Annotated in this window: 9 protein-coding genes; all 9 read right to left on the bottom strand. The window is 45.2% G+C overall.

Features of this window, described 5'->3' with window-relative positions:
- Positions 1–30 precede the first annotated feature (30 nt).
- Entirely contained in the window at positions 31–3,417 is a 3,387-nt protein-coding gene (locus tag AC6R05_RS04950) for an ExeM/NucH family extracellular endonuclease (RefSeq protein WP_500646727.1), read from the bottom strand.
- A gap of 113 nt (positions 3,418–3,530) precedes the next feature.
- The gene (locus AC6R05_RS04945) at positions 3,531–6,728 is read right to left on the bottom strand and encodes an ExeM/NucH family extracellular endonuclease (protein WP_500646726.1); all 3,198 of its coding nucleotides are present in this window, start codon (positions 6,726–6,728) and stop codon (positions 3,531–3,533) included.
- A 21-nt stretch (positions 6,729–6,749) separates the two neighbouring features.
- Positions 6,750–7,850: a porin gene (locus AC6R05_RS04940; RefSeq protein ID WP_032550016.1), complete on the bottom strand. Its 1,101-nt coding sequence runs from the start codon at positions 7,848–7,850 to the stop codon at positions 6,750–6,752.
- Positions 7,851–8,436: 586 nt separating this feature from the next.
- Positions 8,437–9,453, bottom strand: coding sequence for a tryptophan--tRNA ligase (trpS, locus tag AC6R05_RS04935; protein ID WP_032550015.1), 1,017 nt, complete (start codon positions 9,451–9,453; stop codon positions 8,437–8,439).
- A 175-nt stretch (positions 9,454–9,628) separates the two neighbouring features.
- The gene (locus AC6R05_RS04930; protein ID WP_500646725.1) at positions 9,629–10,315 is read right to left on the bottom strand and encodes a phosphoglycolate phosphatase; all 687 of its coding nucleotides are present in this window, start codon (positions 10,313–10,315) and stop codon (positions 9,629–9,631) included.
- 117 nt (positions 10,316–10,432) lie between these two features.
- The gene (gene rpe / locus AC6R05_RS04925) at positions 10,433–11,107 is read right to left on the bottom strand and encodes a ribulose-phosphate 3-epimerase (protein ID WP_032550011.1); all 675 of its coding nucleotides are present in this window, start codon (positions 11,105–11,107) and stop codon (positions 10,433–10,435) included.
- Between the two features lie 210 nt (positions 11,108–11,317).
- On the bottom strand, positions 11,318–12,157 hold the full coding sequence (locus AC6R05_RS04920) for a Dam family site-specific DNA-(adenine-N6)-methyltransferase (protein WP_500646724.1): 840 nt from the start codon (positions 12,155–12,157) through the stop codon (positions 11,318–11,320).
- A 69-nt stretch (positions 12,158–12,226) separates the two neighbouring features.
- Positions 12,227–13,768 carry an SPOR domain-containing protein gene (locus tag AC6R05_RS04915; protein ID WP_500646723.1) on the bottom strand — a complete coding sequence of 514 codons (1,542 nt, stop codon included), beginning with the start codon at positions 13,766–13,768 and terminating at the stop codon, positions 12,227–12,229.
- Positions 13,769–13,850: 82 nt separating this feature from the next.
- On the bottom strand, positions 13,851–14,939 hold the full coding sequence (gene aroB, locus AC6R05_RS04910) for a 3-dehydroquinate synthase (RefSeq protein ID WP_032550007.1): 1,089 nt from the start codon (positions 14,937–14,939) through the stop codon (positions 13,851–13,853).
- Positions 14,940–14,962 lie beyond the last annotated feature (23 nt).

Below are 14,962 nucleotides of genomic sequence, written 5' to 3'. Positions count from 1 at the left end.
ACGAAGCCCCTACTCCTTAATGCAATGAGGTTACTTGTTAAAACGACGACGTAGGAAGCCAAGTCCCAATAAGCTCAATAGACCGCCTAGGCCAAATGAACCACCATCGCTGCCAGAGTCACTCATTTGAGTAATAGACACTTGCTGCGTTTCAATCACTTTACCTTCAACAGCTGTTGTTACTGTGTAGTCACCAACCTCTAAGCCTGAGATAGACACTTCCGTCCAACCCAGCGCAATTTCGAACTGATCAAGAACGTCTTTCTGAACATTTGAAGAAGTTGCCACAAACGCTTGAGTTGCGTTGTTGAAGCTTACGGATACTTCATCACCCACTTTCAAGTAAGCAGAGTCTGAGTACTTAGTCAGATCAACAAAGTGGTTAAAGGTACCGCCACCAATCGGAGACTCAGGGCGAGGCTCATTGATTGGCTCATCGGGAAGCTCTACTGGCGTACCCGGTTGTACTGGCTGATCAGGATCCGGGAACACTGGATCAACTGGGTCAATTGGTTTACCCGCAAAGGCAATCGATAGTACTACTGGATCATGCCCTGCAGCGCGGAACGAGTCAGAGTAGGCTTGACCCAGTTCGTGCTTAGCATCCAGTGTTTGAGATTCACCGGCGTTAATATTCCAATGGGTTGCACCAACAACTTTCGACTTAAGACCTGCAGAAGTCAGAATATAGTCGAGGCTACCATTCTCATCTCCTTGAACGACGTTGTAGCTATTTGGATCTACAATTTCCATTACGTTCTCAAAACCGTAGCTATCAGCAACAACCACACCTTCTTCGTGTAGAGATTCATCACCGATGAAGGTTTTTTCAGCCGTCTTGATCTCGTAGTTTTCAGGTGCGCCTGAACGATCAGTCAGTACGGTGATTGCATCTTCGTTATTGAAGGCATTTAGGCTACCAAGGATGACTTTTTCGCCTTCCATTTCAGCCAGTTTCTGGCCTAGATAATCCGCCGCAGACACACGTAGATTCTCACAACCGCCTTGGCGATCGTCATCCGATGTATCTTCTAGACAAACTTGGTCTTTATCCGCAAAGTGGTTAACCGCAACCACAAGCTTATCTTCACGATCTTTAAACGAGAAGACAGGGACAACAGCTGCATGTTGAGTCGTAAACTCACCATTTTCAGCTTCTTGTTTCGGCATTGGAATTACTTGTAACGAATCTAAGCCTACTGTGCTAGGACGGAAAATAACAAAGTTCGCTGTCGCTAGCTCACCTACCGTTGTTAGTCCTTCACTGCTAGCAATGTTGTACTGCTTAGTCTCTGGAAGGTCAGCATTAAGCTGAGTCACTAGGTAAGAAATCGCAGAGCTGTCTCCAAAGCCGTTGTTTTCAACTTCCATCAAGCCAACGATGTCCGCATCAAGAGCGGTTAACGCCGCAACAAGCTTCGCTGTTTGGTGATCAAACTGAGTTGAATCTTGCGCACCTGGTGTTGCATCAAATGCCAAGAAGTCATTGCTCTCACCGCTACCTTGTAGGCTATTGAAGTACTCTTGAGCGTTAAACGTTGCGATACGAACGTCACCGTCATCGACTTTCGGCGCCAAATCACGGTTGTTACCACGTGCAATAAAGCTGTCGTTGTTCGCATCTTCTGTTACGTAGAAACGGTAGTCTGAGTATGAGTACCCAAGCACACCTTGAAGGTTACTTGCACGATCGCCTACGCGAATGAAATCTTCGGTCGAACCATTTTGATCAATATCGGTTTTAGCAAAATCTGGGTACCACGCTGGTGCGCCAACCGTATCTTTCTTAAATGACTCAACGACTAAGCGTGCATCATCATTACAGTCCGCTGCTTTTGCAGCTTCGTCAGTACCCGGGAAGTTCGCTTGGTTCGGGTGAACATTTGCTTTTCCTTGGCTAAGAACGAGGTTGTAACGCTTAGGTCCTTCGTCCAAGCTGTAGCTGCGTGAAACGCGCATATCAACGGTTGAAGTCAGGTTAACCAGCATGCCTTCATGACGTTCTAAGGTGAAATCGAACTCAGAGTCTGAAGCAATTTGCTCAAGGTTAACAGCCGATACAGAGCCAGTGCCGACCGCTTTAATGGCTGTTGCAGGGATTTGAGTCCAACCAAAGTTTTCTTGAACCGGACCAGTTACCTGAACCTTATCACCCACACTTAAGCCTGTTACATCACCAACAACAAAGATACCGTCAGAGGTTTTCGGATCGCTATCTGGCGTTTCATCTTGCATGTAGAAACCGACAGCAACATCACCATCAAGCGCTTCGCTCTGAATCGCGGTGATCACGCCTTCAACGGTAAAGGTTTCGTCAGAGATGAATTTACCATTGGCTGGATCTGTGTATGGAGAAGCCCAAGAGTCACCTTGAAGCTGACTGATCAGTGTATCCGGTGATGGATCTGGGTCCGGATCTGGATCAGGGTCTGGGTCAACTGAACCGTTCACTTTACCTAGGCCGTCAAATGTATCTTTGGCTAGTTCTGTCCAGTCTGATTCATTGTAAGTCGCTGACGGTGATGTGCCATTTCTTTGCAATGTAACATCTTTACCCCAACCACTCGCTGTCGGGACCGCGCCTACTACATCGACAAGTGTATCACCGTTGAAAAGACCGACTGCATCGCCACCATTATGATATAAGCCACCGGTAATAGAGCTTACGCCATCATCTAGAGTGATAGTTGCTGAGTCATGTAGAACAACCAGTACCGACTTCGCAGGTAATGTTTGTCCATCAAGGCTCACCATATCCAATGGTGTCTCGTCACCATCTTTATAACGAACTAATTTATAGTCTGTTAAATCAATATCTTCAGAGCCATTGTTATAGAGTTCAATTGCCTTATTGTTTGAGCTGCCTTCTACGTATTCAGTAATGACAACTTCACCGGCACCACCGCCGCCTAGCTCAACTTTGCCGATATCTTCCCAATTATCTTTTTCAAGAACTTCAAACTTTGCTGGGTCATAGCTTGTACTTGGCGTCATATCGATACGCTTTAGCGTGACATCTTTGTTGTAGTCCGTATCGTTAACGTATCCCAAGATATCGACAATATTTCCATCTTTTTGCAACGAAATAGAGTCATCGCCATTGAAGTAAGTAATCGTACCTGTCGCATCACCTTTCGCTAGCAAATCGTCAGTTGCTTGAGCGTGAGTAACCACATGTGTTTCACCTGATCCCAGTGTAACCTCTGACAGGTCGTATTCATTTGACCAGTTACCACTACCGTTAGACTCAATAAAAAGGCTATAGCCTGACAGCTGTACTGAAGATGAACCAACGTTTGCGACTTCAATCGCTTTGTTGTTACTTGAGCCTTCGACGACTTCTGAAATAACAATATTCGCATTTGCCATAGGCGCGATAACCGCACCAACAGCAATTGCTATTAAACTTTTTTTCATGTTTGAACCTCAAAGGTAAACAAATTTATATCCATATCAGCCAAGGTAACGCTGTGTTTCCTCGGCTTTACTCAAAAGAAAGGGTTAGTAAAAATTACTAACCCTTTTATCAATTACTGACGGCGGCGGCGTAGGAAACCAAGGCCAATCAGTGACAACAGAGCACCGAAGCCAAAGCTACCACCTGAACCATCGTATTCAGGTGTCACTGGCGACACATTGCTTGAATCTTGCTTGCTAATGTTGGTTGCCATTGTCATCGACTCAATAACTTGAGACGAAGATGCCCCAGCATTTTGTGCAGCGACACGGTCTCCCATCAGCTTCATCGAAATCGTGTAAGTACCCGTATCCAGACCAACCACGTCAAACATTACTGTTTGTGCGCCGTCTTGACTCAACGTCACTTTCGGCAAAGAGACATTTTGTGGTTGTGGAGAGATAGAGATTTCAGCAACATCACCAGATCTCGCATCAGCTGATACTGGGAATGCGATGTCAGCACGGCCACTCTTCACAGCAATGTTCACATTCGACTCACCCGCTTCACCGTACTTGTAGCCTAGCGATACCATTGCTGGATCGTGGTCAGAAGAACGGATTGGTGTTTCTCTGCCGAATGGGTTAGAAACCTCATCAGATGCTTTCTTATAGTTGCTGTAATCATTCAATGAAGATTCAGCTGCATTGATATGCCAGTCAGCAGCATCAACCAAACGATCTTTCAGTGAAGGTGTGATTAGAAGGTGGTCCAAAGAACCAATTTCGTTGTTGTATGAGTAACTCCAAGCTGTTTTGCCAGCAGGTGTTTTCAAATCAACTGCATTTAGGTAACCAAATGTTGTCGTGATCTTTTGGCCATTCTTTTCAAACACTTCATCGCCAACAAAGGTGTAGCTTGATGCGTAAATCTCTTTACCCGTTGGGTTATCGGTAAGAACAAGCATTGGGTCTTCGTAGGTGTATGAGTTCATGTCACCCAATACAACTTGGTCGCCACCAATTTTCGCCATTTCTGTACCTAGCTGGTATGCAGCTGATACACGGAAGTTTTCACAAGAACCTTGGTAGTCATCGTTGCGAACGTCATCGTTCACTGGATCAAAATCAGCCCAAGTCTCCCAGCCAACCCAGTCTTCATGACAAGTTGAACCTTTCGATTTCAAGTGGTTAATTGCAACAGTTAGACTCTTACCTGTATTAAGAACATTAAATGTCGCTGCAACGGTATTACGCTGGTAGTTGTCACCACTTTCACGAACAGCACCATCGCCGTCAATAATCGCACCACCTTCCGGGTACTCAACTAGCGGAGCATGCTGCTCAGGCATTTGAATAATACGACCTGATGTAAGAGAGACTTTCGATGGGCGGTAAATTACACCTGATGTAATTGCATCGGTACCAATCGTGTCGTTTTCATCTAGGATGGTGTCGCCATTGCTATCGAAGCCAACAAAAACGTAGCGATTGTGGATTGAGTCTTGGTCACCGCGCTTAGCGTAATCTTCTTCATTGTATTTTGCGTTAACAGAAGCAAGAAGCGTCTTGATTGCACCAAAGTCACCAAAACCGTTGTTCTCGATTTCCATCAAGCCAAGAATATCTGCGTCTAGACCATAAATAGCTTCAACGATTTTCGCTTTCTGTAGCTCGTACTCTTCTTCCGACTCTGCACCACGGTTGTCACCATGCTGGTTTGCACTGCCACCGTAAGGCGAGTTGAACAGGTTTAATACGTTTTGTGTTGCAACCTTAATCGTAAAGCCTGCATCGTAATCTTCATTAACGATGTCATACTCACCATTACTTGAAACTGGTCGTGGCGTATTTGGCGTAATATCCGCACTTGTCATCTGATAACCACCAGCAGCCGGATCTTTCACGACCAGACGGTATTCATCGTAGGTATAGGCGATAACACCTTCTACGTTCTTAATACCATCATTGATACGAATTGGGTTGTCGTAACTAAAGTCTGCGTAGTACGGGATTTTGCCGTTACTTGGTGCTTTTTCACTATCAAGGAATAGAGTCGCATCGCGGTTTTGTTCGATCTTAGCAATCGACTCGAAGCTGCCTGCTACGTACTCTTGGTTCGGGTGAAAGTTAGGCTCTTCATAAGCTAGAGCTAAGTTATTACGGAACTGACCTTTGTGGTAAAGCTCGAAGTCGAAGGCAAATGCACGAGTTACGCGCATATCTTGATTGCCTGTCTTAGTGTCGTCCATGTCTTCAACAAGCTTAACGAACATACCTTCGTGACGCTCAAGCGTATTCGCAAAAGAAGCACCGTCTTCCGGTAGGCGTTTTAGTTCAACTGGCCCTGGAGGAGTAACAGTATTGCCAGTTTCTACCCAGTTACCTGACATATTAAACTGTGTCTGACCGAAGTATTCGCGGACAGTACCAACTACAGTGATTTCTGTACCCACCGCTGGTTGAGTGCTTGAATATACAAACAGACCATCTGAAGTCAGTGGGTTACCATCGTGATCGTATAGGAAGAAGCCTTTAGAAAGACCGCTAGCTGCACTCGGCAGTACGTAGCCCACATAAGCAGTTAACTTGTATGATGCTTCTGTCTCATAGAACTTGTCTTCTTTTAAAGACGTACCGAATTCCGCTTCTACTAGTGGAGAAAACTTACCTGTGCCTTGTACTTCAGCAATAGTTACTTCAACCGGTGGCGGCGGAGGTGTTGGTGGCTCTTCTAGCGTTAGTTTTCCAAGATCATCGTAAACATCTGTACCTACGTTAGCCCAGTGTAGTTCTACATAAGAGCTGTCTGGAGTTGTCGCGTCTTTTGTACGGCGCAGAGTAACTTCTTTACCCCAAGTTGAACCGCTAACACCAATAATGTCGTGGATAGTATCTGGGTTGCTATCCGCACCAATCCAAACTGGATCATCACCATTAAAGTTCAGTGCGTCATGGCCAATGCCGCCGTAGCTGCCCGAGTAAACGATCGTCGCACCATTTGCTGCAACTGCGTTTTTCAGATCAGCAGTCGCATTGTCGCCAACCACTACGATGCTTTCTCCAGCAGCAATAGTGACATCTTTCAGTACTGGGGTTGCATCATCCGGCTTTAAAACTTTGTTTTTGTAGCTGCTGTAATACAGTGCATGGTCGGTAAAGGTAAATGGCGTAGTACCTGTGTTGGTGATCTCGATTGCACTGTTGATTGCGTAACTATCAACGCTCGATTCTACATACTCTGTAATCAGAATATTATTGATGTCAGCCAGTGCTGCGCCGCTAAGCACACTACTAATCGCACCAGCAAGTAGAGTCATTTTTTTATTCATTTCGATATCTCTCTGATTTAATTAGAAGTAAACGCGAGCGTAAGCGTAAGCGTCTTGAGCTGCTTCACCAGTGTTCCACTCAAGTGCAATCACACTAGAACGTGTTGGACGGTAGTTGACACCCAATGTGCCCCATACGCGCTCATCACCCCAGCTGTGCTTGTCGTTGCCACTTGCTGCTTGCTCATTGCGATTGTCAATCGCCCATTGCTCATATTCTTCGTAGTTGTATGAAGCAGTGAACTCCCAATTATCAGTAAACTGGTACTTCGCTGAAGCCAGGTAACCTTTGTTCTCTAGAGTTTGAAAATCATTGTTTACGTATGTTTTCTCACCAGTAACGGGATCAACTGAAACCAGTGTTCTTGACTGTGCAATATCTTCTTCTTCGAAGAACGCATTAACACCAAGGTGGAAAGTTTCCGTCACAGCAAGGCGCGCGCCCGCACCTAGTAGACGCTGCTCACCATACTTCGATTTACCATCAGAGCCACCGCGGCCTTCCGCACCAGCTACGACAGAGAAGCGATCGCCAAAGTAACCAATGTAACCATTCACGATTTCGCCAAGCTCAGAGCCAGAAGATGACTCAGCGCGGTTGGTGTACGAAGCGCCAACTTTGATTGCGCCAAAGTATTTACCTTCATACTTTGCGGTCATGTCTTGGTCGCCAGCTTCACCCGTTTCAACCGTGGTATCAAAAGTGAAGTCACCCCACTTGTCGTAATCATCAAATGCAGTATCGGTTAGACCTACCTCTACGTAGTGTTCTTGATTCTTGCTCTTGTACAGGTCGTATCCAATAAAGACCTTATCGATAGCCAGAACCATATCACCTGAACCGTATTCCCAGTTCTCACGCTCATAGTCCAGCTCTAAGCGATAGTGCATCTTGTCTTGTTTACCTTTCACACCCATGGTTGCGAATGAGTCATCAATGAAAGTTTGGTCTGCGTAAAACTCACCGTATTCGTAGTTAGCGCCAATATGACCACCAACGCCGACCTCACCATAGAGTTTTACGAAGTCACCATTCTCATCTTCATAAATAGTTACGGCATTTACAGCCGATGCCATAAACAAAGAAGAAATAGCTAGCGCCACTGCATTTCTTTTTAACATCACTTATTTCCTTAAATTCAACACTCGTAATGGAATATCGTTCCAAAGCCAATTAGCGCGCAGAAGTTCCAACCATTTATTTTATAAATATGGTTTCGATTGAAATTTACGCGTAAAAAAGCACAGATTCACAAGGGTGATTCTGAATGTAGCCAAGCTTACTTAGTTATATTAAACCTGTGTAATCTCTTACTTTTATGTAATTAGATAAAGCGATAAACACCATAAATGAGGTTTATTTCACATTTATGTCGCTGATATTACGGCGTTGATTATAAATTCAACAGAATGGGTGATGTGTGATAGAGCATTTCATCTAAATCTTCAAAATATTGCCCTACATCTCAGAAAGTTAATTAATTTGGTGTTAAGTGAATTATTAATAAGGCTTGATTTTATAGTTTAGAAAATTGGTATAATATAACAATTAAGGTGATTTTGATTACGCGCGCTTACAAATATATATATTAATTACTGGCGTTATATATTGAGATGGTGAATAAACCTCTTTATAAAATAAAATCAACAGAAACAAAAAGCCCCTGCAAGACGCAGGGGCTTTTGGCGATTAACTTAAGTAGTTCAGCTATGGGCGAGTTACAAAACCTACGGCTTCGTAAGCTTTCTTCAGGGTAACTGCTGCGCGTTCTGAAGCTTTTTCTGCGCCCGCTTTCATTACTGCGTCCATGTAGGCACGATCTTCACGAATGCGGCGGTATTCAGCTTGGATTGGCTCTAGCATCTCAACGATTGCTGCGCCAACGTCTTTCTTAAATGGACCGTACATCTCTACGCCTTGGTATTGCGCTTCAATCTCTTCAAACGTTTTACCCGTTGCTGCAGAGTACAGACCCATCAGGTTCGAGATACCCGCTTTGTTTTCCCAATCATGAGCAATGCGCGGTGGCATCTCAGCATCGGTTTGCGCTTTGTTGATCTTCTTGATGATCGACTTAGGCTCTTCCAGAAGTGTAATCACGTTCTTACGGTTGTCGTCAGACTTAGACATCTTCTTCGTTGCATCTTGTAGGCTCATTACACGTGCATTCACGGTTGGAATGTACGGTTCTGGCACTTCGAAGATTGGCTGTTCAGGAGAGTAGATGTTATTGAAGCGAGTCGCGATATCACGCGCTAACTCTAGGTGTTGCTTCTGGTCGCTGCCTACTGGTACTTGGTGAGCACCGTAAAGCAGAATATCTGCCGCCATCAGCACTGGGTAATCAAACAGACCTACGTTTACGTCGTTCGAGTGACGCGCAGACTTGTCTTTGAATTGAGTCATACGGCTCAGTTCGCCCATCTGCGTGTAACAGTTAAGAAGCCAACCAAGTTGAGCATGCTCTGGTACGTGTGACTGAACAAATAGCGTGCTCTTCTTTGGATCAACACCGACAGCAAGACAGATAGCTAGTGCGTCTAGAGTCGCTTCATGCAGAGCTTTAGGATCTTGACGAACCGTAACCGCGTGAAGGTCTACAACACAGTATTGGCAATCGTAGTCATCTTGCATCTGTTGCCATTGACGTAGAGCACCCAAGTAGTTACCGATACTTAGTTCACCTGATGGTTGAACACCACTCAATACGATGGGCTTGCTCATGGTTTTAATTCCTTTGCTTGTTCGCTAGTTTTGAACTCAAATCGTTTAACGTTGCGTCTTACAGACTAGCTTCTTAACTTAAATATAGAAAAGCCGCACAGCTCTTTCTGTACGGCTCATCCAGTGTACTCATTGACAAGTATTTTGCTAGTAGGTTAGCTAACTTTTGTCCGCATTATGCTGAAACGAGAACGACATCTAGTAATTGAGCAACGCTATCTGCCACGTAGTCAGGTTTTGATGCTGAAATAGGCTCACCATGGTTGTAACCGTAAGTCAGACCAAACGAGTAACAGCCCGCATTCTTCGCCGCTTTAATGTCATTGCTTGAATCACCGACCATCAGCATTTCGTCCGCTTTTACATTGTGCTTCTCTAGCAGCCAGTTCAAAGCGACTGGGTTGGGTTTCTTTTCTGGGAACGAATCACCACCTAGCACATCAACAAAGTACTTATCGATCCCGTGCTGCGCTAACACATCTGGCACAAACTTCGATGGCTTGTTAGTTACCAATGCCATAGTGAAGCCAGCTTTATGCAGCTCAGCCAGTGTCTCTTTTACTGATGGATACAAGTGGCTTAGCTTGTGGCCACCTTGCTCATAGAAGTCATCAAACATCACACGAGCTTTCTTTAGTAACTCAGGATCTAGCTGAGGGTCGACCGTGAGGCTACGACTCAGGGAACGTCCGATCAGAACATCTGCGCCGTTACCTACGTAATCACGCACTTCCTCTTCGCTTACCGCAGAAAATCCCATCGCCTGACACGCTTGGTCCGCTGCAACAGCAAGATCTGGCACGCTGTCCAACAAGGTTCCATCCAAATCAAAGGCAATCAGTTTTATTGAGCTTAATGACATCTTACTTTCCTATTTTTGTATTCGCCTTATGAGTTGAGCAATAAGACGTAAAAAAGGGGCCAATCAGCCCCTTTATCTAAATTCTTTAGTTTAGGTCAACAGACCCTAGTTCTACTTTTATGCGTTAACTTTTGCAAGCTCTGCACGCATCTCATCAATGACTTCTTTGTAATCTGGCTGGTTGAAAATTGCAGAACCCGCAACAAACATGTCTGCGCCCGCTTCTGCGATTTCGCGAATGTTATCCACTTTTACACCGCCATCAATCTCAAGACGGATATCGCGGCCTGATTCATCGATCATCTTACGAACAGCGCGCAACTTATCTAAAGTGTGAGGAATGAAAGATTGACCACCAAAGCCTGGGTTTACCGACATCAGTAGAATCAAGTCAACCTTGTCCATGATGTAATCTAGGCAAGAAAGCGGTGTCGCTGGGTTTAATACTACACCCGCTTTACAGCCGTGCTCTTTAATAAGCTGCAGTGTGCGGTCAATGTGTTCAGAGGCTTCAACGTGGAACGTGATCATCGATGCACCCGCTTTAGCGAAATCAGGCACGATGTTATCAACTGGCTTAACCATTAGGTGAACGTCGATCGGTGCTGTAATACCGTAATCACGAAGCGCTTTACAGATAGGTGCACCAAAAGTCAGGTTTGGTACGTAGTGGTTATCCATCACATCAAAGTGCACAACGTCAGCACCCGCTGCAAGTACGCGTTCTACGTCTTCACCAAGACGAGCAAAATCTGCAGACAAAATAGATGGAGCGATTAGAAAATCTTTCATACCAGACCTCTTAAGAGTGAGTAAAAATGCGAATATCACCGCCTTGGTGGCATCTCATACACAAATACAAGGCTCAAACCCAAGACTATCTGGTGCGCAATTCTACCTAACCGATGAAAGAGATCCTAGCAGTTCAAGGGAATTGTTTATCAAAGTGCCAAGTCAACGGATCTAGCAATGTAATTGGTTGATTGGCTCACTAAACCTTCTCTACTCTGCAGCTTGTTGGTTCTTCTCTGCACGGAACAGCGCCAGTAGCTCATCGACTTTATTGCGCCCAGCTCCGTTACGACTAATAGTACGTTTCACTTTCACAACGTTAAGGTCAGCACCGTGATACAAGCGGCGTGTCAAAGTGGTGTCGTGGTTAGAGATCAACACAGGAATGCCACGCTCTATTGCTGTTTTCTCAGCGATGTCAGCGAGTGCAGCTTGGTCATCTAGTGAAAAACCATTACCTGCGTAAGAGGTAAAATTAGCAGTAGTAGAAAGCGGTGCATAAGGAGGATCGCAATACACTACACAACCTTTACGAGCGCGGCTAAAGGTTTCGCTATAACCTTCGCAAACAAACGTCGCTTTCTTAGCTTTCTCAGCAAAGAACTCTAGCTCAGCTTCAGGGAAGTAAGGCTTCTTATAAGAACCGAACGGCACGTTAAAGCCACCTTTTTTGTTATAACGACATAAGCCATTAAAACCAAAGCGGTTCATGTATAAAAATGCCAACGAACGGTACATCACGTTATCTGTATCGTTGAACTGTGCACGGATATCTAAGTACGCTTCTTTACGGTTGTTTTCAGGGCAAAACCAGCGTTTGGCTTCCGTAATATAGGTCTCAGGATCGGTCTTGAGGAGATTGTATAGGTTGATCAGATCAGGATTGATGTCAGCCAATAAGTATTGGTCATAATCCGTGTTCAGAAACACTGAACCGGCACCAACAAATGGCTCCACCAATTTACGAGCAGGCGGCAAGTGGCGTTGGATATCTTCTACTAGGCCATATTTACCACCAGCCCATTTTAGAAAGGCACGCTGCTTTTTCATTTACTGCTCTATCTATCAACTCAAAAATAAGGCTGCGGAATGTAACATATTTTGAGGCGAAGCTCAGCGTTATTTCGCACGTTCTATCTCTCGATGTACTTGATTCATCGATTTTGCCCAAGGTTCCAGTGCTTGTAACTCTTTTGGTAGCGATTCTACCGCATCTCGAGCCACTTGAATGGTTGGGTAATCTTGGTAAGTGACAATGAACCACTCGATATCATTACGAACTGTCGGGTAGATACGAACGTCATCAGCAATGTCGTACTGCTCAATGAAAGATTGAACATCTTCAAGCTCTGTCATAGCGCCTAGCTGAAGAGTATAAGCTCGTGGCGACAAGGCTTTGAGTTCATCTCTGGCAAACGAGAAGGTGATGGTTTTCACTGGAGCTTGTGCTGCCTCTTGGGCTGCCAGTTCTGCTTGTTCACGAGCAGCACCTTCATCATTACTGGAGGCTTCAAGCGCCGCTTGTGATGGCGCCGTAACTTCAGTACTTGGAGAGCTGTTTGCCTCAATAACATCATCAATATTCTGGGTATCGACCGTCTCTGGTTTGCCTTCCAGAAGCGCATCAACAACATCAGAAGTAATAACCACACGTTGCTGAGTATCTTGCTCTGCCCCTACGCTTACTGTCTCTTCAACCACAACAGGTGGTAGAGAGGAGGTATCATCTTCTGCACCGACATAGCTATTACCACCATCAGATTCAGGCGCAGTCACGTCTTCCAAATTTTCGTCACTCTCACTTTCTTTGGTTTCAAAGGTAGGAATCGCGGTCTGCTCAATTGGGGCAATCAGAGATTCTGCTTTATCGTCGGGGGTTGGCTGACTAAGCATCCACCAGTAACCACCACCAATCACAACCAATAACAAGGCGACCAAAATTGCGATGTTGGTTGGTGAGCCAATAATTGAGCGAATAATAATCCTTTTTTCCACTTTTAACTCTCCTAGAGCCATTAACTCACCCGGCAGAGGCGCAGCTTTCCTAAATGCGCTTCGTACCCGATTTTCCATATCGTCTTCCACATAACGCACCACCAACGACTCAAAAAACTGCAGTGCCTCTTGCTCCGATAGAGGCTCAATTTCAAGGTCAATGGGCTTATGCTCTTGCCCGTAACTCAAGCGAGTTAAGAGAGAATCTAAATGTCCCGCTTCTGAAAACAGAACAACATTAATCGTCCATTGAGGGTTATTTTGCGCTTCGAGTACCAACAACCACAGCTCCGACACCAACACTTCCGATAATCGATGGGCATTATCAACCACGATCACCACATCGCACGAATCACCATCAAGGATTCGCGTTAGGCTATCGCTTAGGGAGTCATGTTGATTAAAAAGAGGATCGGAAACGATTTGGCTCAGAATGAGCGCACGGTGTTGTTGGTCGTCTTGATTGGGATGACAAAACAGTAGGCATTGATTTTTATCAGTCGCCCAAGCTTCAAGGTAGCGTTGCGCTAACCATGTTTTTCCTGAACCGGGCTTACCCGCTACAGTTACTAAGTTTGAACCAAAATTGGTGAGTAGTTGTAACCGCTCTAGCAGCTCAACCTGAGACTCTAACTCCAATACTCTTAATTCATGAGCCAAACTCATTAGGCTTCCCTACTGACAAATCAACCAAACATCGAGATTGTCACTCTGAGCCACAATAGCTCAGAGTAACGTTGCTTCTTGCTTAAAGCGTACGACAGAAATCAATCGCTTGTTTGATGATGTCCTGAGGTACATCGGCAACCACATCGGCTGTACCAATGCTGGTTGGTAGAACGAGGCGGAGCTGACCAGAGAGCACTTTTTTATCGCGCATCATGTGCTTCATGAAATCTTCAAAAGACATGCTTTCTGGCGTATGAATCGGCAACTTCGCACTCTTGAGTATAGAAATAATGCGCTCAAGTTGCTGCTCGGTAATCAAACCCTGCAGCTGTGCTGTTTTCGCAGCCATAACCGTGCCGGATGAAACCGCTTCACCGTGTAGCCAATTACCATAGCCTAGTTCTGCTTCAATCGCATGACCAAATGTATGACCTAGGTTCAATAACGCACGGATTCCTGACTCTTTCTCATCTTGCGCCACAACTTCAGCTTTAATCGCACAACAACGAGCAATCGCTGTAGTTAGTGCTTGCTCGTCAAGTTGATACAGCTTATCAAGATTCTCTTCAAGCCAGCTAAAGAAGGCTTCATCATAAATGATGCCGTACTTGATTACTTCAGCAATACCCGCTGCAAACTCGCGCTCAGGTAGAGTCGATAAACAGTTGGTATCAATGATCACTGACTTCGGTTGATAGAAAGCACCGATCATGTTTTTACCCATAGGGTGGTTAACCGCAGTTTTACCACCTACCGACGAGTCAACCTGTGAAAGCAGAGTTGTTGGAATCTGAACGAAATCAATACCGCGCTGGTAACAAGCCGCCGCAAAGCCAACAAGGTCACCAATCACACCGCCACCTAAAGCAATCACGACCACATCGCGGCTGTAATTTCCTTCAAGCATGTAGCTCATTACGGTGTTAAAGGTTTCAAGCGTCTTGTATTGCTCGCCATCAGGCAGCTCTAGCAGAGATGCTTGACAGCCAACATCACTTAAAAGCGATAAGATTTTATCCGCATACAAAGGCGCAACTGTGACATTACTGATCACAACGACTTTTTGTTTGCCAGATAAAAAAGAAAGGTACGCCGGGTCTTCAAATAACCCGGCGCCGATAGAGATTGGGTAGCTACGCTCAGCTAGATTGACCGTAATCCGTTCCATGGTTTGCTCTCCGAAAAAATTGA

Source organism: Vibrio sp. R11-SG3-ISO9 (assembly GCF_059834255.1).
This window is presented reverse-complemented; position numbering and strand designations above follow the sequence as displayed.

Bases quoted from the DNA above. Each gene is read 5' to 3' on its own strand.
- AC6R05_RS04940 (WP_032550016.1), bottom strand. From the start codon at position 7,850: ATGTTAAAAAGAAATGCAGTGGCGCTAGCTATTTCTTCTTTGTTTATG.
- AC6R05_RS04945 (WP_500646726.1), bottom strand. From the start codon at position 6,728: ATGAATAAAAAAATGACTCTACTTGCTGGTGCGATTAGTAGTGTGCTT.
- trpS (WP_032550015.1), bottom strand. From the start codon at position 9,453: ATGAGCAAGCCCATCGTATTGAGTGGTGTTCAACCATCAGGTGAACTA.
- AC6R05_RS04930 (WP_500646725.1), bottom strand. From the start codon at position 10,315: ATGTCATTAAGCTCAATAAAACTGATTGCCTTTGATTTGGATGGAACC.
- rpe (WP_032550011.1), bottom strand. From the start codon at position 11,107: ATGAAAGATTTTCTAATCGCTCCATCTATTTTGTCTGCAGATTTTGCT.
- AC6R05_RS04950 (WP_500646727.1), bottom strand. From the start codon at position 3,417: ATGAAAAAAAGTTTAATAGCAATTGCTGTTGGTGCGGTTATCGCGCCT.
- aroB (WP_032550007.1), bottom strand. From the start codon at position 14,939: ATGGAACGGATTACGGTCAATCTAGCTGAGCGTAGCTACCCAATCTCT.
- AC6R05_RS04920 (WP_500646724.1), bottom strand. From the start codon at position 12,157: ATGAAAAAGCAGCGTGCCTTTCTAAAATGGGCTGGTGGTAAATATGGC.
- AC6R05_RS04915 (WP_500646723.1), bottom strand. From the start codon at position 13,768: ATGAGTTTGGCTCATGAATTAAGAGTATTGGAGTTAGAGTCTCAGGTT.